Origin of the sequence: Rhodococcus sp. MS13 (assembly GCF_013277835.1) — a bacterium.
GTDB lineage: Bacteria > Actinomycetota > Actinomycetes > Mycobacteriales > Mycobacteriaceae > Rhodococcus_F > Rhodococcus_F erythropolis.
In genome coordinates this window covers 821368-839641 of the sequence record NZ_VBTL01000004.1, presented here as the reverse complement: position 1 = coordinate 839641, position 18274 = coordinate 821368, and the positions used below count along the sequence as shown (strand labels likewise).

Annotated in this window: 19 protein-coding genes; 9 read left to right on the top strand and 10 right to left on the bottom strand. The window is 61.8% G+C overall.

Annotation, left to right across the window (positions count from 1 at the left end):
- Nucleotides 1-23 precede the first annotated feature (23 nt).
- The 3 genes from FEZ59_RS12510 to FEZ59_RS12500 all read right to left on the bottom strand — a co-directional run bounded on the left by FEZ59_RS12510 (nucleotide 24) and on the right by FEZ59_RS12500 (nucleotide 1798).
- A complete protein-coding gene (locus tag FEZ59_RS12510) occupies nucleotides 24-482 on the bottom strand; it encodes a MarR family transcriptional regulator (RefSeq protein WP_134998945.1) in 459 nt (152 codons plus the stop codon).
- 71 nt (nucleotides 483-553) lie between these two features.
- Nucleotides 554-985, bottom strand: a complete 432-nt coding sequence (locus FEZ59_RS12505) for a MarR family transcriptional regulator (protein ID WP_019745731.1) — start codon at nucleotides 983-985, stop codon at nucleotides 554-556.
- A 144-nt stretch (nucleotides 986-1129) separates the two neighbouring features.
- Complete coding sequence (locus tag FEZ59_RS12500) at nucleotides 1130-1798, bottom strand: DsbA family protein (protein WP_172932697.1); 669 nt, start codon at nucleotides 1796-1798, stop codon at nucleotides 1130-1132.
- 139 nt (nucleotides 1799-1937) lie between these two features.
- Here FEZ59_RS12500 and FEZ59_RS12495 point away from each other — a divergent pair, with 139 nt between their 5' ends.
- Entirely contained in the window at nucleotides 1938-2765 is an 828-nt protein-coding gene (locus FEZ59_RS12495) for an AraC family transcriptional regulator (RefSeq protein ID WP_020971101.1), read from the top strand.
- Here the strand turns inward: FEZ59_RS12495 and FEZ59_RS12490 are convergent.
- Complete coding sequence (locus FEZ59_RS12490; RefSeq protein WP_021331741.1) at nucleotides 2752-3747, bottom strand: ABC transporter substrate-binding protein; 996 nt, start codon at nucleotides 3745-3747, stop codon at nucleotides 2752-2754. The genes FEZ59_RS12495 and FEZ59_RS12490 overlap by 14 nt on opposite strands.
- 6 nt (nucleotides 3748-3753) lie before the next feature.
- Nucleotides 3754-5148, bottom strand: coding sequence for an MFS transporter (locus FEZ59_RS12485; RefSeq protein WP_172932696.1), 1395 nt, complete (start codon nucleotides 5146-5148; stop codon nucleotides 3754-3756).
- Nucleotides 5149-5267: 119 nt separating this feature from the next.
- Between FEZ59_RS12485 and FEZ59_RS12480 the strand changes: the two genes are divergently transcribed.
- Nucleotides 5268-5930 (top strand): TetR/AcrR family transcriptional regulator, encoded by a 663-nt coding sequence (locus tag FEZ59_RS12480; protein WP_052740987.1) that lies wholly within the window; start codon nucleotides 5268-5270, stop codon nucleotides 5928-5930.
- Between the two features lie 6 nt (nucleotides 5931-5936).
- Here FEZ59_RS12480 and FEZ59_RS12475 read toward each other — a convergent pair whose 3' ends face one another.
- On the bottom strand, nucleotides 5937-7157 hold the full coding sequence (locus FEZ59_RS12475) for an SfnB family sulfur acquisition oxidoreductase (protein ID WP_092764830.1): 1221 nt from the start codon (nucleotides 7155-7157) through the stop codon (nucleotides 5937-5939).
- A gap of 97 nt (nucleotides 7158-7254) precedes the next feature.
- Between FEZ59_RS12475 and sfnG the strand changes: the two genes are divergently transcribed.
- A complete protein-coding gene (gene sfnG / locus FEZ59_RS12470) occupies nucleotides 7255-8379 on the top strand; it encodes a dimethylsulfone monooxygenase SfnG (RefSeq protein WP_024487492.1) in 1125 nt (374 codons plus the stop codon).
- Nucleotides 8380-8391: 12 nt separating this feature from the next.
- Here sfnG and FEZ59_RS12465 read toward each other — a convergent pair whose 3' ends face one another.
- Nucleotides 8392-9918, bottom strand: a complete 1527-nt coding sequence (locus FEZ59_RS12465) for an aldehyde dehydrogenase family protein (protein ID WP_070796039.1) — start codon at nucleotides 9916-9918, stop codon at nucleotides 8392-8394.
- A 127-nt stretch (nucleotides 9919-10045) separates the two neighbouring features.
- Between FEZ59_RS12465 and FEZ59_RS12460 the strand changes: the two genes are divergently transcribed.
- Together FEZ59_RS12460 and FEZ59_RS12455 are read left to right on the top strand one after the other, a co-directional pair.
- Nucleotides 10046-11188 (top strand): acyl-CoA dehydrogenase family protein, encoded by a 1143-nt coding sequence (locus tag FEZ59_RS12460; protein WP_172932695.1) that lies wholly within the window; start codon nucleotides 10046-10048, stop codon nucleotides 11186-11188.
- Between the two features lie 9 nt (nucleotides 11189-11197).
- Entirely contained in the window at nucleotides 11198-11890 is a 693-nt protein-coding gene (locus tag FEZ59_RS12455; protein ID WP_172932694.1) for a GntR family transcriptional regulator, read from the top strand.
- 9 nt (nucleotides 11891-11899) lie between these two features.
- On the opposite strand, the gene FEZ59_RS12450 is transcribed toward FEZ59_RS12455, so the two are convergent.
- Nucleotides 11900-12520, bottom strand: coding sequence for a TetR family transcriptional regulator (locus FEZ59_RS12450; RefSeq protein ID WP_070795536.1), 621 nt, complete (start codon nucleotides 12518-12520; stop codon nucleotides 11900-11902).
- Nucleotides 12521-12636: 116 nt separating this feature from the next.
- On the opposite strand from FEZ59_RS12450, the gene FEZ59_RS12445 reads away from it, so the two are divergent.
- The 3 genes from FEZ59_RS12445 to FEZ59_RS12435 all read left to right on the top strand — a co-directional run bounded on the left by FEZ59_RS12445 (nucleotide 12637) and on the right by FEZ59_RS12435 (nucleotide 16082).
- Nucleotides 12637-13506: an oxygenase MpaB family protein gene (locus FEZ59_RS12445; protein ID WP_069145432.1), complete on the top strand. Its 870-nt coding sequence runs from the start codon at nucleotides 12637-12639 to the stop codon at nucleotides 13504-13506.
- 104 nt (nucleotides 13507-13610) lie between these two features.
- The gene (locus tag FEZ59_RS12440) at nucleotides 13611-14750 is read left to right on the top strand and encodes a serine hydrolase (protein WP_172932693.1); all 1140 of its coding nucleotides are present in this window, start codon (nucleotides 13611-13613) and stop codon (nucleotides 14748-14750) included.
- Between the two features lie 237 nt (nucleotides 14751-14987).
- Entirely contained in the window at nucleotides 14988-16082 is a 1095-nt protein-coding gene (locus FEZ59_RS12435; RefSeq protein WP_042953148.1) for a GGDEF domain-containing protein, read from the top strand.
- Between the two features lie 9 nt (nucleotides 16083-16091).
- Here FEZ59_RS12435 and FEZ59_RS12430 read toward each other — a convergent pair whose 3' ends face one another.
- Together FEZ59_RS12430 and FEZ59_RS12425 are read right to left on the bottom strand one after the other, a co-directional pair.
- A complete protein-coding gene (locus tag FEZ59_RS12430; RefSeq protein ID WP_020971089.1) occupies nucleotides 16092-16304 on the bottom strand; it encodes a hypothetical protein in 213 nt (70 codons plus the stop codon).
- A 32-nt stretch (nucleotides 16305-16336) separates the two neighbouring features.
- Entirely contained in the window at nucleotides 16337-17767 is a 1431-nt protein-coding gene (locus tag FEZ59_RS12425) for an MFS transporter (RefSeq protein ID WP_069145434.1), read from the bottom strand.
- Between the two features lie 63 nt (nucleotides 17768-17830).
- Between FEZ59_RS12425 and soxR the strand changes: the two genes are divergently transcribed.
- The gene (gene soxR, locus FEZ59_RS12420; protein ID WP_020909439.1) at nucleotides 17831-18271 is read left to right on the top strand and encodes a redox-sensitive transcriptional activator SoxR; all 441 of its coding nucleotides are present in this window, start codon (nucleotides 17831-17833) and stop codon (nucleotides 18269-18271) included.
- Nucleotides 18272-18274 lie beyond the last annotated feature (3 nt).

Genomic DNA, 18274 nt, shown 5'->3' with positions numbered 1-18274 from the left:
TCGATCTGATCGTGCAGTGTCGGTCAGTGCGCCGCGTGGGACTCTGGGCAGGTCGATCGGCGTAGTCGATCGAGTGCGCATGCGACGTCGATGGCGTCGTCTTCGGTCCATCCGTCGAGATGGTCGATGAGTCGCTGCGCCTGGGCGCGGCGATGGAAGACCAGGGTCTGGACGCCGAGTGGAGTCAAGGACAGGAGCGATGCCCGTCCGTCGTCCGGGTCCGGTCGCCGCTGAATGTATCCACAAGATTCGGCGTGAGTGATCTGTCTGCTCAGCGTCGAGACTGTCACTCTCAACTTTTCCGCCAGATCCGTCGATCTCGTGGAATCTGCGGCCGACAGCTGCGAGAGGAGGGCGCCCAGTGGGTCCGGCAACATGTCGGGGGACGGTTGACGTGAGCCGGTCGACGAAACCTCGCGGTGGCGCCGGACGAGGGCGCGAAGGTTGTCGAGGATTGCCTCGGCACTGTCGTGAGTGATCACGGCCACCTCCTCGAATAGTTGATATTTGCAACTATAGATCAAGTTGGTTGCACTGCACAACTACTTTGTTGTCAGTCCTCGGAACTGCCCAGTCGGTGCAGCAAGGCCGTCAGCGTGGTGATGTCGTCAGTTTCCCATTTTGCGAGTCGGGCGCGCCAACGATCGATCTGATGATTGCGGATCGTCGTGAGCTTCGTCCGAGCCTCAGGGGTCAGGGTCACCAGCTTCGCGCGAGCGTCGTCGGGGTCGGGGATCCGTTCCACCAGGCCGAGCCGAGCTGCGGCATCAATTTGCCTGGTCAGGGTGGACTTCTCGATATCGAGCGTGGAGATCAGGTCGGACATCCGCACGGCATCGGAACGGTTCAGGATGACAAGAACCGGGTAGAGCGCCGGATCGAGTTTGGGATGAATTGCACGCGCATAGGTGCGCGCCTGGGCGCGTCCTCGTTGCCACATGTCGGCAAGTTCCATCTCCAGGCCCGTGATCGGATCTGAAACCACTGTCGTTCCCCTTTGGTGCGATTCGTTCGGTGTTCATCAAACCAGAAGGGGGCCGGAGTGATTTGGGTGAAGTCACGCTGAGCGAAAGGTACGTTCGGCGTACTGAAGGCGCTGAACGTACCTTTCGCTCGGAAAGTGGGTGGGTCAAGCCACCGCATACGCCCGCACGCAGGTGTTCAGGTCGCGGGTGAGATCGGCCGCTGTACTGGTCGGAGAACCGAATTTCACGACGGACCCGTCGCTCCCGTGGAACAACAGCGTCGGAAACGAAGTGGCGCCGAGCCTGCGTGCCCGGACGAAATCGGCGCGGGCGGCGTCCTTCGAATCTGTGGTGAACAGGGAAGACACTGCGGCAGATGGGTCGAGCCCGAGCGATTTCGCTATGGCTCGGTAGGTCTCGGGATCGGAGAGGCTGCGACCGTCTCGGTAGAACGCGGTCTGCATGGCCTCCGCGATGTCGAGTGCGCGTGTCGGATCTTGTGTGCGAAGCGCGGCGAGTCCGATCGCAGCATCCGTCGAATCCATGACGAACTGCCCGTCAGACACCAGTTGTGAATATCCGTCACCGAAAACGGCGCCGGTCTGGGCTGCGATGGTGGCGTTGGCCGATTTCAGGTACGGAGCCGAAGACATGGGTGCGACGCGTTCACCGGTGAACAGTCCGCCGCTTACCACGGACAAGTTGATGGAATCGGCATTTTGACGGACGAACTCCGTCAAAGCAGGGCCGAAGCCGAAACACCACCCGCAATAGGCGTCGAAGACGTAGGTGAGTTGCGTCGTGCCTGCTGTTTTCGAGCCTGTCGATTGCACTGTTGATTCCTATCCGAGCGCGAACTGATTGATACTCTGACGGTATGTCGCATTCGGGTATTCGGTCACGGTGAAGATGAGTCCCGAACTAGTGAAAAACAGACAAGTACCCGTCCGGGACGTCGGGTACGCGTCTTCGGTGGCTGACGCGACCGAGATCGAAGTACTCAGCCTGGACACCATTCGCATCAACGGGGGTAGTGCAGAGTTCGTCGGCCCCCAACGCCCGCAGTTTCACTTACTCGCGCTGGTGACCGAGGGTTCGGCGCTACACACCATCGACTTCGTCAACTACGCGGTGAGCCCGGGGACCGTGTTCTGGGTCAGACCGGGGCAGGTGCAACAGTGGGGGCGAATCCAGGATTTCGAGGCGATGGTTGTTCTGTTCACACCCTCGTCGCTCGATGCCGTCAGCCAGCAGTTGTTGGACGGGAACGCTCACAGTCGGCAGGCAGCGTGGCAGTTGTCCGGCGAGAACCTCGAGACCATCAGCGCAGGTATGAAACACCTGAACTTGAATTACGGTTGTCCGGATACTTCTGCGCCGGTCGTTCGCGCGGCCATTCTGCGGCACACGTTGACGGCAATTCTGTTGAAACTGACCCACCTCGGTGGACAGGAACAGAGTTCCGTGCTGGCACACAATGACGTGTTCGAAAGGTTTCATGCCGTTGTGGAACGTGACTTCGCCACGGTCCGTTCGGTTTCGGAGTACGCCAACAAGATCGGGTACTCCGAGAAGACTGTATTGCGGGCTACCCGAGCTGCTGCCGGAATGACGGCAAAGCAGTACATCGATCAGCGTGTGGTGCTCGAAGCGAAACGTCTGCTGTCTTTCGGCACGGACACGGTCACCCAGGTGGCGTCGAAGCTGGGGTTCGACGATTCTGCGAACTTCACAAAATTCTTCGCCACCCGGGTGGGTGTTTCTCCGCTGACCTTCCGTCAGGACGTCAGAGCGCGCTGAACGCCGCCCATCGCGCGTCGGCGCTGTCGAGGGTTCCGATGCTGTTCTGCCCCTTGCCATGTGCGATGCCGTCCAGATCCTGGATGATCCAGTAGATGGCAAAAGGATGGCTGCCGAACCAGAGATCGCCGCTGACGTCCAATGCGTGCGCCGGGTCGGGTGTCAGGTTGTCGAACAGTGGAGTGTTTCGCACGATGGATGCGTCGTACTGCTGCCCGGAAAGTACGGCGACGGTCTGCGCCGCATGCTCGGGTAGGAGTTCAGGTGAGACGGGCGAAATCGTGCCGGTGTCTTGATTGTTGGTCGCGTTGACTTCCGATACCGGCCTGGTGAATCCGGCCTCGGTGACCAGTGTGGAGATGGGAGTGGTCGGAGGCACAGTGAACAGGTTTCCGCTGTAGCCGAGAAGGATCGCAAGGCTCTGGCCGGCAGCCGCGGACTTGACGTCTTCGAGGCCGGATTCCAGCTTTCCGATCATGGCGGTTGCTTCGCTGCCTCGATCGAGCTGTGCCCCAGCTTGTTCGAGCACATCACGCCACGGCGCCGAGTACGGGAGGACCAAGGTTGGCGCCACGGAATTGATCTGCGCGAACAGGCTCGGTAGTGGACCGGCATTGCTCATCAGGATCTCATCGGGTTCGACGGACGCGATCTCTTCGACGGCGGGGTTGGCGAAGAAAGTCGGCTTGTCGAGAACTTCGACGCCCTGCTCGCGCAGAATCGACTTGGCGACGTCCGATCGCAGGGTGCTGTAGACGACGGTGGGCTTCACGCCGAGTGCGAGTGCACTCAGCCCCGCGTACTCGTCGAGCGCGAGAATGCGCTGCGGTGAGGCCGGAACTTCGACGGTGCCGAGTTCGTGTGTGACGGAGCGAGTTGCAGAAGCGGTTTCGGACTCGGCGGAGCTGCTGCACGCGCTTGCGCCGGCAACGGTGAGGAGAAGCGCCGAGACGATGCCGAATGTGGTTCGGGTGGTGAACATCTGAGGTCAACGATCCATTCGTGGGAAGAAGAAGGACAGGAGGGTGCCGGCCAGCAGTAGGCCGGAGCAGACGAAGAGGGCTTGGGAGTATCCGGAAACCAGTGCTTCGGTCGGTGCGCTGTCCGAGTGCGACGTCGAGGAAGCGGCGACGCTCACGAGAACGGCTAGTCCGAGTGAACCGCCGATCTGACGCGATGTGCTCAGTAGCCCTGATGCCATGCCGACTTCTTCGGGGGGAGCGTCGGCGGTGGCGACGTTACTGAGCGGCATGAACGACAGACCGATGCCGATGCTTGCCAGAAGCGAAGGCACCAGGATGACGGCCCAGAAGGGGCTGTCGAGGTTCATGGTCGAAAACATGAAAGTCCCGATTGCGGCGACTGCTGTTCCGACCACGAGCAGCGGTCGAACTCCGTAGCGCGGAAGGAGTTTGGTGGACGCGAGGATGCCGATCACCAGGCCGAAGCAGAAAGGCAGGAAAGCCAGACCGGTGGTGGTCGGTGAATAGCCCAGCCCGCGTTGCAGGAAGAGTGAGACGAAGAAGAACGCGCTGAACTGGGCCGCACACACCAGGCACATGATGGCGTTGGCCAGTCCGATTCGGGGTCGAAGCAGGGTGGACAGTCGTACCAGTGGTGTGGCGCAGCGGCTTTCGACTACGACAAAGGCAGTCAGCAGGACGACCGTGAGTGCGAATCCACCCAGCACGTAACCCGAAGTCCAGGAATGTGATTCCGTGGCGATCACTGTGCCGACAAGGGCGGTGATTCCGGCCGTCGCCAAGATGGCTCCGGGGAGATCGAGGGAGCCACCTCGGGCGGCTTGGCCGGCCGGCAGGCCACGGGCACCTGCGACCGCGGCGATCAGGGCCACCGGTGCGCCGGCGAACATCACCCATCGCCAACTGAGCCCTTCGGTCAAAATGCCGCTCAAGACGACACCGAGTGCGCCGCCCAGTGCTGATGACATTGCGCCGATGCCGAATGCCTTGGCCCTGGCGCGTCCGGTGGGAAAGGCCTGACTGAGGGCAGCGAGCCCGGCCGGCGCGATCAGTGCAGCGCCGACGCCTTGAAGCGCCCGAGCTCCGACAAGCATTTCGGCGGACACGGAGAAGGTGCCGACGATGCTGACGAGGGCGAACAGCAGAAGCCCGGAAACCAGAACTCGACGAGTGCCCATCACGTCGCACAGGCGACCGCCGAGAAGCAGTAGTCCGCCGAAGGCGAGGGCGTACGCGTTGACGACCCAGGACAACCCGGCGTCGGAAAAGTTCAGCGATTCCTGGATGTCTGGCAGCGCGACGTTGATGACCGACATGTCGAAGGCCACCAGGAACTGCGCTGCCGCGGCGGCTGTGAGGACCAGAGCCGGTGCAGCTACCGCTCGAGTTGTTGTTGTCATTGCAGGTACCTAATTTGTATACGCGTTCTCATAAGTAGTTAGGTTTACCTTGCTGACGACTGAGATGCAAGGGGTTCCCCGGGCGAGAGCGTCGTAGCAGGGGCGCGCACAATCGACGGATGGCCGAAAAGATGGAACCGAGATCACCGCGGCTCGGACGTCCCCCGACGATCACGTCGGAGCAGATAGTCGACGAGGCGAAACGGCAACTCCAGTCCGGCGGCGCCGACGCGTTGAGCATGCGCGCGTTGGCGAAGTCGCTCGGCACCACCCCGATGGCGCTGTACCGGCACGTGGGCGACAAGGAACAGCTGATCAGCGCGGTTCTCGATGTGTACTCGCAAGATCTCGGCGCGCTGGTCCTGCCGCAGGATCAGGTCGAACGGCTTCGCACGATCTTCAGCGCGATCTTCGAAACGCTGGCATCGGAGCGCTGGATCATCGAGTTGCTTCAGCGAGGTGGGCGCGGCGGGGGCGGCGCTGTGGTCTTGGTCGATCGGGCAATGGCCGCGTGTGTCGAACTCGGGATGTCGCCGCGCCGCGCACTGTTGGTCTATCGAGCGCTGTGGAACTACACACTCGGTGCACTGCTCAACATCTACGACACCACCACACGACCGGAAGGCAGTGTGTCACCTCTCGCGGTCAAGATCCGAGAAATCGGTCCCGAGAAACTGCCGGTACTCAGTGAGGTGCTCGAGGACTGGCCGGGAGGGACGACCACTGAGAGTTACCTGGAAGGTCTCGAGGTCTTGATCAGCGGATACACAAATTCCGACTGAGAGTGATTACAACAGCCCGTGCCTCGGTGGGATTGTCCCCGACAGCGTCCACCGGCCGATGTGTTGGACCTTCCACCTCGTCGGATCGTGCAGAGTATGCGTGCGTGCGTCACGCCAGAATCGCGAGAGGTTCGCTGATTCGCCCGCGCTTCTGGTGCCACCGATCTCGAACAGCGTGCTCGTGGCCGCCAATGACGCCCTGGCACCGACCACTTTGGCAGTTGCAGCGTCGATGGATGCTCGGGCCGTGGAGTCCTCGGTGGGACTAAAACGCGCCACGTCGATCGATCGCGCCGCTTCCGCCAAGAGGGATCTGGCAGCGCGAACCTCGATTGCCGCTTCGCCGGCGAGTTGAACGAGCAGTGGATCCTCCACCGCTGTATCGACTTTCGCCTCGAAGAAGGGCCGCGCCTTTGCTGCGAGTTTCACGGATTCGCGCAATGCGGCCGACGCGATGCCGGTGTCGATCGCCGCGTGCAGAATCTGGGCCTGTGCTCCGTAGGTGGTCGGGTGAGTGAACAACGATGTGAAGGGTACGACGTTGAACCGCGGCACCGACACGGATTCGAGTGTCACGGTTCCGCTCGCAGTTGTCTTCTGCCCCATGCCGTCCCAGTCGTCGACGATCGACAGTCCGGGAGTACTCCGGGGTAGGTAGACCGCGGATTTCACCTGTGCCCCGGTCTCGGTGAACTGATCCGCATTGGCGGCACGCACCACGATCCAATCTGCGAAAAGCGCTCCTGTGCAATAGAATTTTCGACCTTCGAGCACAAAGTCTTCCCCGTCGGGGGTGAGAGTGGTGCCGTCAATGTCGATGGTCTTGTTGCCGCGCTCGCTCTGGGCGTTGGCGAACTGCTTACCCGACAATGCTTCGGCGTAGAAGAACTGCTTCTGCTCGTTAGACCCCTGGTACCGGAGCGCTTCCAGGAAAGTGAAGTGGCTGTGCGGAATCTGCGCGATACTGGGATCGCCCTCGGCGAGTAGGCGGAAGACCTCGGCCAACGTCTCGGTGCTCGCGTCGATGCCACCGAACTCCTTCGGCACCGACAGCCCCAGCAGACCGGACTGCGCCAGGGTGCGAACCTCGTCGTGGGGAAGGAGGCGCTGCGCATCGCGGACGCCGGCACCTGCCGCGAACTCGTCGGACAGCTGTGACGCTACCGAGAGCGCCTCGTCTTCACTGGTGATGCGGTGCGCGATCTCCTGAATGTCCACAGCAGTCATGCTGCCACCGTTTCACAGTCGTAGCACCCACCCAACACTTACAACCTGTGTGATCGCTACCCTGGAAACCCCCGGGAACTGCATGTTTGCTGGATTCATGTCTACTGAACGTATCGCCGACGAGATCAAGTTCGCCTACTGGGTGCCCAATGTCAGTGGTGGTCTGGTCACCTCCGACATCGAGCAGCGGACCAGCTGGGACTACGAGTACAACAAGAAGTTGGCGCAGACCGCCGAGAACAACGGCTTCGAGTACGCCCTGAGTCAGGTTCGTTACGAGGCGAGCTACGGTGCCGAGTTCCAGCACGAATCCACGAGTTTCAGCCTTGCGCTGCTCCTGGCCACCGAGAAGCTCAAGGTCATCGCCGCCGTGCATCCCGGACTCTGGCAGCCGGCAGTGTTGGCGAAACTGGGCGCTACCGCTGACCACCTGTCGAACGGTCGATTCGCCGTCAACGTCGTCAGTGGTTGGTTCAAGGACGAGTTCACTCATCTGGGCGAGCCGTGGCTCGAGCACGACGAGCGCTATCGGCGTAGCGCCGAGTTCCTTCAGGTTCTTCGGAAGATCTGGACCGAGGACGACGTCGATTTCCGCGGCGACTTCTACCGCATTCACGACTTCACGTTGAAGCCTAAGCCTCTGAACACTCCGGAGCGACCCAATCCCGAACTGTTCCAAGGTGGTAACTCGGCGGCAGCCCGTGAGAACGCCGGTCGCTATTCGGATTGGTACTTCAGTAACGGCAAGGACTACGACGGCGTCACCGAACAGTTGGTCGACGTCCGCCGTGTTGCTCGCGAGAACGATCGGGAGGTCAAGTTCGGACTCAACGGGTTCATCATCGCCCGCGACACCGAGGCCGAAGCAAAAGACACGCTGCGCGAGATCATCGCCAAGGCGAACCGTCCCGCAGTCGAGGGTTTCAAGAATGCAGTCCAACAAGCCGGCGCGTCGACTTCCTCCAAGGACGGGATGTGGGCAGATTCGACGTTCGAGGACTTGGTTCAGTACAACGACGGCTTCCGCTCACAACTGATCGGCACACCGGAACAGATCGCCCATCGGATCGTCGAATATCGCCGTCGCGGTGTCGATCTGATTCTCGGCGGATTCCTGCACTTCCAGGAAGAGATCGAGTACTTCGGGGCCAAGGTGCTCCCGCTGGTTCGTGAACTCGAAGCAGCCGACAGTGACGAGCAGGTGCTCGTCACCGCCGGCTGATCGCCTGGCCTCTCAGGACTTTGCGTGGCGCTTCGCCAGCATCCAACGAGAGATCTTCATGTCCCGAGCTTTTCGTTCGATGGTCAGCAGGTCCAACGGAGCGCTGAATTTCTGAACGGCCAGTGATTTCACACTGCTGAACTCACGCAGCCCATCGGCTCCGTGGATACGCCCGAACCCGGAATCGCCGACCCCGCCGAACGGCAGGGCGGCGATTCCGGCGAATCCGAGAACCGAATTGACCGTGACGACACCGCATTCGAGCTTCTCGGCAATCGCTCGACCCTTCGACGAACTCTTGGTGAACACCGAGGCGCCCAAGCCGTACTTCGACGCATTGGCACGCTCGATCCCCTCGTTAATGTCGGCGACCTTGTTCACCACGACGCTCGGGCCGAACGTTTCTTCGGTGATCGCCGTGGAATCCTCCGGAACATCCGTCAGGATGATCGGATCGATGAACGGACCGTTGAACGAATCAAGTCCGCCGAGTACAGCTTTCGCGCCGCGACCGAGAGCGTCTTCGATCTGGCCTCGGACTATCGCAGTCTGCTTTCCCAGCGTCATCGGCCCGTAGGTCGAGCTGTCGGTGGCGCCGGCGTGGGCGTCCCGAAGCGCGGCGGTGAGCTTGGACAAGAAGGCGTCGTACACGGGCGCTGCGACGTAGATTCGTTCGACGCCGGCACAGGTTTGTCCGCCGTTGCCCACTGCCCCGAATGCAGCGAAGCTCACGGCCGCATCGAGGTTGGCGTCGGAGTCCACCAGCATGGCGTCCTTGCCGCCGCATTCGGCGACCAGGGGAGTGAGGGTGTCCGCGCAGGCGGCCATCACGCGCTTTGCGGTAGCCGTCGAGCCGGTGAATGCGATCTTGTCGACACCGGACGAACACAGAAGTGCACCGGTTTTTCCGTCACCGGTAATGGTCTGCAGGACAGGGTGTCCGGGTGCGGCGATGTTCCACAGCCGGGCCAATTCGACGCCGACGCCTGGTGAGAGTTCGCTCGGTTTGAAGACGACGGCGTTGCCGGCGGCCAGTGCGTAGCCGATCGACCCCATCGGTGTGTACAGCGGATAGTTCCAGGGGCCGATCACACCGACGACGCCCATCGGCCGGTAGCCGACGGATGCAGACTGGTTGGCGCTGATCAGTCCTGCACCGACGCGTCTGCGGCGCAATACTTTCTGTGCGTTGCGTGCCGCCCAGTCGAGATGTTCGACGGCCAGCATGACTTCGAGAAGGGCGTCGTCGCTGGGTTTTCCGGTCTCGGCGGAAATGATCGCCGCCATCGATTCGGCGTGAGTGGCGATCGCGGCGCGGAAATTGCCGAGCACCTTCCGGCGGCCTTGGAATCCGAGTTGATCCCACCACTTCGACGCCGTGCGTGCTGCGGCGACCGCTTTCTCGATCTCTTGCTGATCTGCAATGGGGTGCTGCGCGACCACGGAATCGTTGCGAGGGTCGAGGCTCGCGAAGGTGTGATCGTCCGATTTCGGATCTGTCGACGTGGAGGTGCTCTGGCGGCCGAGCTGTTCTGTCATGTTCTTCAGATCCTCCACATGTCGGTGCATCACATATATGTGATGTGATTTACTGTGCTGGTAGTCACAGTATGCGTCGGACCGAGCTCCGACAAGCCTCCAGCCTCATCTCACTCGGGAGTTTTCGATGTACATGGATTTCACGCAGGAGCAGTCTGATTTCGCCAAGTCGGTAGCGTCGTTCTGCAAGAAGGAAAGTGGTACCCGTGAGCAGCGAGACCTGCTGACCGATCATGGCGCCCATAACCACAACCAGGCGTTCTACGAGAAGATGGCGGAATTGGGTTGGCTCGGGCTGACTGTCCCGGAGGAGTACGGCGGATCTGCCGGAAGCACGGTCGACCTGTGCATCTTCCTGGAGGAAGCCGCCAAGGGCATGGCGCCGATCGGTGGACTCGGCCCGACCGTCATCACCGGGGCTGCATACGAGAAGTTCGGCAGTCCGGCCCAGAAGGAGGCAGTGCTCGGCGGGATCGTCCGTGGCGCGTCTCAGTCGATCTCGATGTCCGAACCCGAAGCGGGCTCCGACGTGGGAAATTTGAGTTGCCGCGCCGAGAAGGTCGACGGTGGGTGGCTGATCAACGGCCAGAAGACGTGGTGTTCCAACGCGCACTTCGCCGAGAACATCCTTCTGGTGGCTCGCACATCCCGAGGTGCAGGCAAGCATGAGGGCCTGACGATGTTCCATGTCCCGGCCGACATCTCCGGATTGAAGATCAGTGGAATCGACACCATGGGCGGCAAGGAGGTCAACGATCTCTACTTCACCGACACATTCCTGCCCGAGGACGCGGTGGTTGGGGAAGTCGGCAACGGCTGGCGTCAACTCATGGCCGGACTCAACATCGAACGCCTCATCCTCGCGGCGATGATGCTCGGGACCGCGCAGCGCGCTTTCGACGACACCCTCGAATTCGTCACCACGCGTAAGCAGTTCGGCCGTCCGGTCGGATCGTTTCAGGCGCTTCGCCACCGGATCGCGGATCTCGCCACGGAGATCGAATGCGGCCGTCTGCTGGTCTACAGCGTTGCCCGAATGGTCGACGCCAACCCGACCAAGATGTTCCCGCGGGAAGCGTCGATGGCCAAGCTGAAGCTGACCGAGACCGCCAAAAAGGTCGCGCTCGAGGGGATGCAGATGATGGGTGGGTACGGTTACGCGACTGAGTTCGACATGGAGCACCATGTGCGAAAGACTCTTGTGTCCTCCATTTATGGTGGTACCAACGAGATTCAGCGAGACATCATCGGCAAAACGTACGGACTGTGAGGATCGGTTGTGGCAACGTCTGCACGCACTCGGAGGGCGACATCTGAGCTGAGGAGACGGCCACAGTTGTCGGAGGACGTGGCCAACCACGTTCGTAACCTGATCATGTCCGGCGCTGTGCGTCCGGGCGAGTTCGTCAGATTGGACGAAACCGCAGCCGACCTCGGTGTCAGCGTGACGCCGGTGCGAGAAGCCCTCGTCGCATTGCGCGGCGAGGGAATGGTCGAGTTGGTTCCGCATCGCGGCTATCTCGTCTCGCCCCTCAGTCGCCAAGACATCGAAGACATCTTCTGGTTGCAGGGGCAGATCGCAGTCAAGCTGGCTTTGCGGGCGATGGACACCATCGCAGCTGATCAACTGGTGGAACTCACGGAACTCAACGCCGATTTGCGAGCGGCGGTGGACGCCTCGGATGCAGCTGCGATCGAGCAGTGCGAATTCGAATTCCACCGCTTGATCAATCGCGCTGCGGGTGGTGCGAAGCTGGCATGGTTCCTGTTCGGCGCGATTCGGTACACCCCTGCTCGTCTCTACGCGACGGATCCAGGCTGGGGTGAGCTTGCGGTATCGAGCCACGACGCTTTGATCGAGGCGTTCGAGAAGCACGATCGAGAACAGGTGGACGCGCAGATGAGTCTGCAGTTCTCCGACGGCGCTGCTCGACTTCTCGCTCACCTCGACAACATCGGGATCTGGGACTGAATCAGGAGCTCAAGACGGAGGTAGGGCGGGAGCGAGCAGGATCGCTGCACATTCGGCGACCAGTTCTTCTTCCGTCACGTCGATGTATCCGTCCAGCCATGCACTGAGGGTCTGCGCCAGGCCGCCGACCAGGAAGGTTGCCGTCAGCGTCAAGTGGCCGCTGTCGTTCAATCGGTAGAAGGTCTTGGCGTTGGCGGCCAGGAGACCGATGAATATCGTCGTCGACGCTCGTCGTTTCTCAGCCAGGACAGGGCTCGTCAGGGCGCTGGAGAACAGTAGACGTCCGCGACGGGGATCCCGCGCGATCGTGCGGACGATGTTCGCGATTCCGGCGAGCGCCTTGCCTCGTTCGGTCTCGGCGGCGTCCACCGCGGCCTGGGTTGAAACGGCGATGTCCGTGATGACGGTGTCGTAGACGGCCGACATCAGAGCATCACGATCGGTGAAGCTCTCGTAGAAGTACCGCGCCGCGACACCGGCCTTCTTGCACACTCCGCGGACTGTCAGTTCGGGCTCGGCGGAGCCCATGAGTTCCAGACCGGCCTCGATCAGCGTCTCTCGTCGTTGGGCTACGCGGAGCGCGCCGTCGACGCCACCGTACGAACGCGGTTGGTCATTCATGAAGACCATCTTTGCATCCCGAGATTGCTTGACATCTCGGCATTTCGGCGTTTCACTCATCTGAGAACATGCGTTCGCAGATATCGACTCGAAGGGGTTCTGCCATGACGGTGAGTAGGGATTCGATGGACGGGCGCGAGGAAGCGGTGACGGGCGGCATCGGAGCGGTCGGCGTCCAGGCGGTCGACATCGACGCCGAGGTCGAAAAGGCGATGTCCGGGCTCGGACTGTTGGCCGCAGGCGCCAACGTCATCATGCAGTTGGCGCGCCCGGCGGTGGGGTACGGCGTGTATGAGAGCAAGGTCGAGACGGGTCGGTTGGATCGGCATCCGGTGAAGCGAACCCGGACGACGCTGACGTATCTCGCCGTCGCGAGCCTGGCGACGGACGAAGAAAAGAAGCTGTACCGACGCGCAGTCAACGGCTCTCACAAGCACGTTCGCTCCGATGAGAACAGCGCGGTCGAATACAACGCGTTCGATCCCGAACTGCAGTTGTGGGTAGCCGCCTGCCTGTACCGAGGCTTCGAGGACGTCTACAAAATCTTGTACGGGGATCTCGATCCGCTCACCCAGGATGCGTTCTATCAGCGAAGCGCCACGTTCGGTACAACCCTTCAGATGCGACGCGACATGTGGCCGGCGGACCGGGATGCGTTCGAGGTCTACTGGAACGAGAACCTCGGCAAGGTGGCGATCGACGAGACGATTCGTGAGCATCTCTACGGGATCGCGTCGGCGACCTTCACGCCGAAGCTGTTGCATCCCGTGGTCGGTCCGCTCAACCGATTTGTCACCACCGGGTTCCTGCCCCAGGCCTTTCGTGAGGAAATGCGGCTCCCGTGGTCAGCGCGTCAGCAGCGCAACTTCGACCGATCCATGCGGGTCGCCGCGCTGGTCAATCGGTTCAGCCCGAAGATTCTGCGGATGTTCCCCTACAACTTCTATCTCTGGGATCTGCGTCGGCGCATCGCCAAGGGAATCCCGTTGGTCTGAGCCGACTCTGACACTTGAAGTGATTGACACCACAGGTAAATCGGACACATACTCAACACAGTTGAAGTTGACGTCAAGTTTTAACTTTCCTGTGGAGGCTGTCAGTGGCGAACATCGAAGGCGTATGTGACCAGCGATTCTCTGGCTTGAAGGAGGCGCTGGCACACAATCTCGATTCCGGCGAGGACGTCGGGGCAGCGATCGCACTGACGATCGACGGCGAATCCGTCGTCGACACGTGGGGCGGTTGGGTCGACGTCGAGCACACTGCTCCTTGGGCCCGCGACACCGTCACCAACGTCTGGTCCTGCAGCAAGACCGTGACCGCACTGGCCGCGCTCATGCTCGTCGACCGCGGGTTGCTGGATGTCGATGCCCCGGTCGCGCAGTACTGGCCCGAGTTCGCAGCAGCGGGTAAGGACCGTATTCAGGTCCGGCAACTGTTGTCGCACACATCAGGCGTTTCGGGGTGGGATCAACCGTTCACCTTGGAGAACATTTGCGACGACGAATACGCCACAGCCCGGTTGGCGACGCAGGCTCCGTGGTGGGAGCCGGGTACCGCATCCGGATATCACGCCCTCAACTACGGCCACCTGATCGGCGAGGTCGTCAGGCGCATCGACGGTCGAACCCTCGGCCGCTTCATCGACGAGGAAATAGCCGGTCCGCTCGATGCTGATTTCCGCCTGGGCTTGCCGAAGTCCGAATACGGGCGAGTCTCGAATGTGATTGCGCCACCGCCGTTGCCGATCGACATCGCGGCACTCGGGATGGACAACATCATGGTGAAGACCTTCACCGCGCCGCCGGCCGACGCGACAGGTTCGTGGACCGACGGGTGGCGAGCCGCCGAGATCGGTGCGGCCAACGGTCATTCGAATGCGAGGGCGCTCGCAAGGATCCAATCGGTGATTGCGTGCGGTGGCAAGGTCGGTGACGTTCGCCTGCTGTCGGAGGAAACGATCGACAAGATCTTCGAGGAGCAGTCGTACGGGGTCGACCTCGTCCTCGGTGTGCCGGTCCGCTTCGGCGTCGGATTCGGATTGCCGACGCCGGAGTCCGTCCCGTTCATTCCGGAGGGGCGAATCTGCTTCTGGGGAGGTTGGGGTGGCTCGCAGATCATCATCGACACCGAGAAGCGCATGACCTTCTCGTACGTGATGAACAAGATGGGGCCGGGCCTGCTCGGTTCCGAGAGATCGGCGCAGTACGTATCGGCTGCCTACGACGCACTGAGCTGATCGATGTGACTGCGTTTGATCGAGATGACAGGGAGGGCGAAGCGCTACTCAAATCCTTGCTGAGTAGTAGCCGAGGGGGCTGGGTATAGGCCCGATTGCTAATCCGGCGGAACGGTTGGTTTGTCTGCTGCAGCTGACTATGCTGCCGGATATGCCAGTGTGCTCCGGGGGGAAATCAGCTTGTCCGCTACGTCGAAGTGTGCCCGAAAGTTGCAGACCTGCATCGGCTGACCGGCGATGAAGGGTTTCGTCGAAGTTGTCATGCGCTGGTGGCAGTTGCCGGACCAGTTCCATAGTTTCAGCAGGTACCTCGAAGACCGCGGGTTCTTGACTTCCTGCCGGGCGCTGGTCGGCGGAACGGCACTCTGGATGGGGTTGGTGTTGCTGTCGGCGCGATTCAGTGACGTCGGTCCGCAAGGTACGTTCTGGCGAGCGGTCAATCTCATGGTCATAGTCCTGTGCGTCGGCGCGGCCCTGATCTGGTGGTTGTTTCCGCCGACGCCGCTGTGGTCGTACACCTTTGTCGTGGGTTCCGACGTTGCGATTGCGGCGGCCGCCGCAACCGACTCGGAACCGATGGGACGGCTCATCGCGTGCGTCGTGTTTGCGTCGATCGGCGGCTATATTGCGTTCTTCCACAATCCGAAACTCCAAGTCGGTCACTTGGTCTTCGCCTCGATTGTCACGGTGCTTTCGGGGTGGACTTTGTTGTTCGGACCAGCAGCGGACGTCGGCTTGGGGTTGGCGAAAATCGCGGTCGTGATGGCCACCATCATTGTGATTCCCGTGGTGTCCCAAATGGTTCTGGCAGTTCTGGGATCCGACGCCACTACTTCCGACATCGACCCGTTGACCGGTCTGCTCAACCGTCGCGGACTTTCGCGTCGTGTGAAGGATCTGATGGGGCCTCCGGTGACCGAGGCCGACGCGGTTCTCGTAGTGGTGATCGATCTCGACCGATTCAAGACGATCAACGACGTTTACGGCCACGACGTTGGGGACAGCACGATCCTGCGAACGGCGCTGCGTATTCGCCTGTGGACAACCAAAGCTGCACTGACCGCCCGCGTGGGCGGTGACGAGTTCGTCGTGGTCGAGCGGGTGCCGGTCAGCGTGATAGCGAGGCTGGAAGGACAGATCCGCTCGGCAATGGACGGGGCGACCGATGATCCACCGACGAGCGCGAGCATCGGAATGGCGGTCCGCACCGCGCCCCGGCATCCGGGTGAGTCCGTCGACGAAGTCTTTGCCGAACTCTTCCGCGTCGCGGACACGGTGATGTACGAAGCGAAGCGCGAAGGTGGCAACCAGGTTCGGGCGAGCCTGGTCTGATGTGAGAGCTCAGTCGGCGAAGCTCAGGCCGCGTTCGGCGAGTGCTTCACGCAGAATCCTCAGAGCCTTCGGTCCCATCCCGTGCAGAGCGCCGAGTTCCTTCTCGGACACGGACGTCAATTGCGCGAGATGGGTGTAGCCCGCTCCGATCAGCGCGCGCTGTGCGGGAGCTCCCGTTTTCGGGAAGTCGGTTTCCACTGTGCCCGGATCCGGTTCTGTCACTGGCCAACTCCTCCGTGTGGGTTTTCCACAGTTTAGCGAGCGTCGTGAACGATTTCGGGGCTGTCGATTTTGTCGGGCGTTCGCGGAAGCGCGCGAGCTGCCACGGCAATGCCGATGATCGCGATAGCGGCGAAGGTGAGGAGAAGCAATTGCGCAGAACGAAGCGTCGACGGTTCGCCTATGTTCACCAGCACTCCGGCCAGGGCTGCGCCGAAGGCATTGGCGATCAGCTGAACGGTGTTGATGGCAGCGGAGGCACGCGCACCTTCTCCGGGATCGGTGACCGCGGTCATCGCACCGACTGCAAGATGGGGCCAGGCGATGCCGATTCCGACGCCGGCGACCAGCAGTCCGATCACCCACGCGACCATCGCACCGGCGCCGGCGTGCTCCGTGAGAAATGCTGCCATGATGCCCAACCCGATCGCGACGAGGATCGGACCGCTGACAACGATTCGTCGCACGATACGAGGGGTAGTCGCCGAGGCGCTCGGGATTTCGCCGAGAGTCCAGCCGAGAGCGAGTGCGGCCCCGAGGAATCCGGCCGCGAGCGGTGCCAGTCCGGCAAGTCGTTGGCCGAAGAGTGGAATGAACGTCTCGACGGTCGACGCAACAGCGAGGACGACGATGGTCAGGTACACCCATTTGAGCGACGACGCGTTGAACGTCGATGGCGGTAGTACGCCGTGGCGCGAGCGACGGTCAGCGGCGACAAAGGCGATCAGTAGCAGCACAGCGACGAGAACCATTGCTGCGGTCACTGCGAGGTTGGACAGAATTCCGGCAACGCTGACCAGCAAGGCTGCCGCAGTCAGCAATGCCAGGGAGAGGACCGGCACCGGGCTACTGGTCGTGCTGCCCGGTTCATGTGCCGGTAGCGCGCTGGGGACGAGAGCTGCGACTGCGATCGTCGCGACAACCAGAACGCCGAAAGCCCATCGCCAGGCTCCGAATTGAGCAAAGACGCCGCCGATTGCAGGGCCGGCGAAGGTGCCGACTCCCCACATTGCCGAAACCAGCGCGGCCCCGCGGGTCCACAGATGTCTGGGGAGCGCGGCATTGATGACGGCGTAACCGAGACCAGCCAGCAGGCCACCTCCCGAACCCTGGATCGTGCGGCCGACCAACAGCAATTCCATGGTCGGGCTGACCGCACAGACGACGGTGCCGAGCGCGAAGATCGCGAGGCCGATCAGGTAGGCCCCGCGCGGTCCCCTGGCGGCGAGGACGTTGGTGACCAACATCGAGGAGATGACGGAAGCGATGAGGAAGACCGTCGCGGTCCAGGCGTAGTACTGCTGACCGCCGATGTCGTCGATGGCAGTCGGAAGCAGGCTGGTCGTCAGGTAGACGTTGGTCGCGTACAGCGCGACGCCGCCTGCGAGGACGGTAGCGGTGCCGAGGTATCGACCGCTCAGGAGCTGCCGCCAGGTTCCGGCGGGAGCATCGGTGGGGGAGTGCATGTTGTCGAAGGTAGAATCTCAAGTGCGCTTCAGGTCAATGTCGCGCAGCCATTGGGAGGCAGAATGATCCGTAAGAGTGACGAACTTCTCTCGATCGGTGAGGTATCGGCGCGCACCGGCGTCGCCGTGTCGGCGGTGCGCTACTACGAAACACTCGGTCTGGTTCCTGCGGAGCGGACGGCAGGAAATATGAGGAAGTTCCCGCGCCACTCGATCCGGCGGGTGTCGCTGATCCAGTTGGCAGTCAGGTTCGGGATACCTCTGGCCGAAGTCGCCGAAGTATTCGGGTCGTTGCCGCAGGGGCGAACGCCGACGAAGAAGGACTGGCGCAAGATTTCGACGGAGTGGAATCAGCGCCTCGAGGATCGCAAGCAGGCCATCAGCCGGATGCAGGACGAACTGACGGGCTGTATCGGCTGTGGGTGTCTGTCACTCAAGACATGCAACCTGCTCAACCCTGGAGACGAACTGGGCCGGGAGGGGCCCGGCGCCAGACGTCTCTGAAAC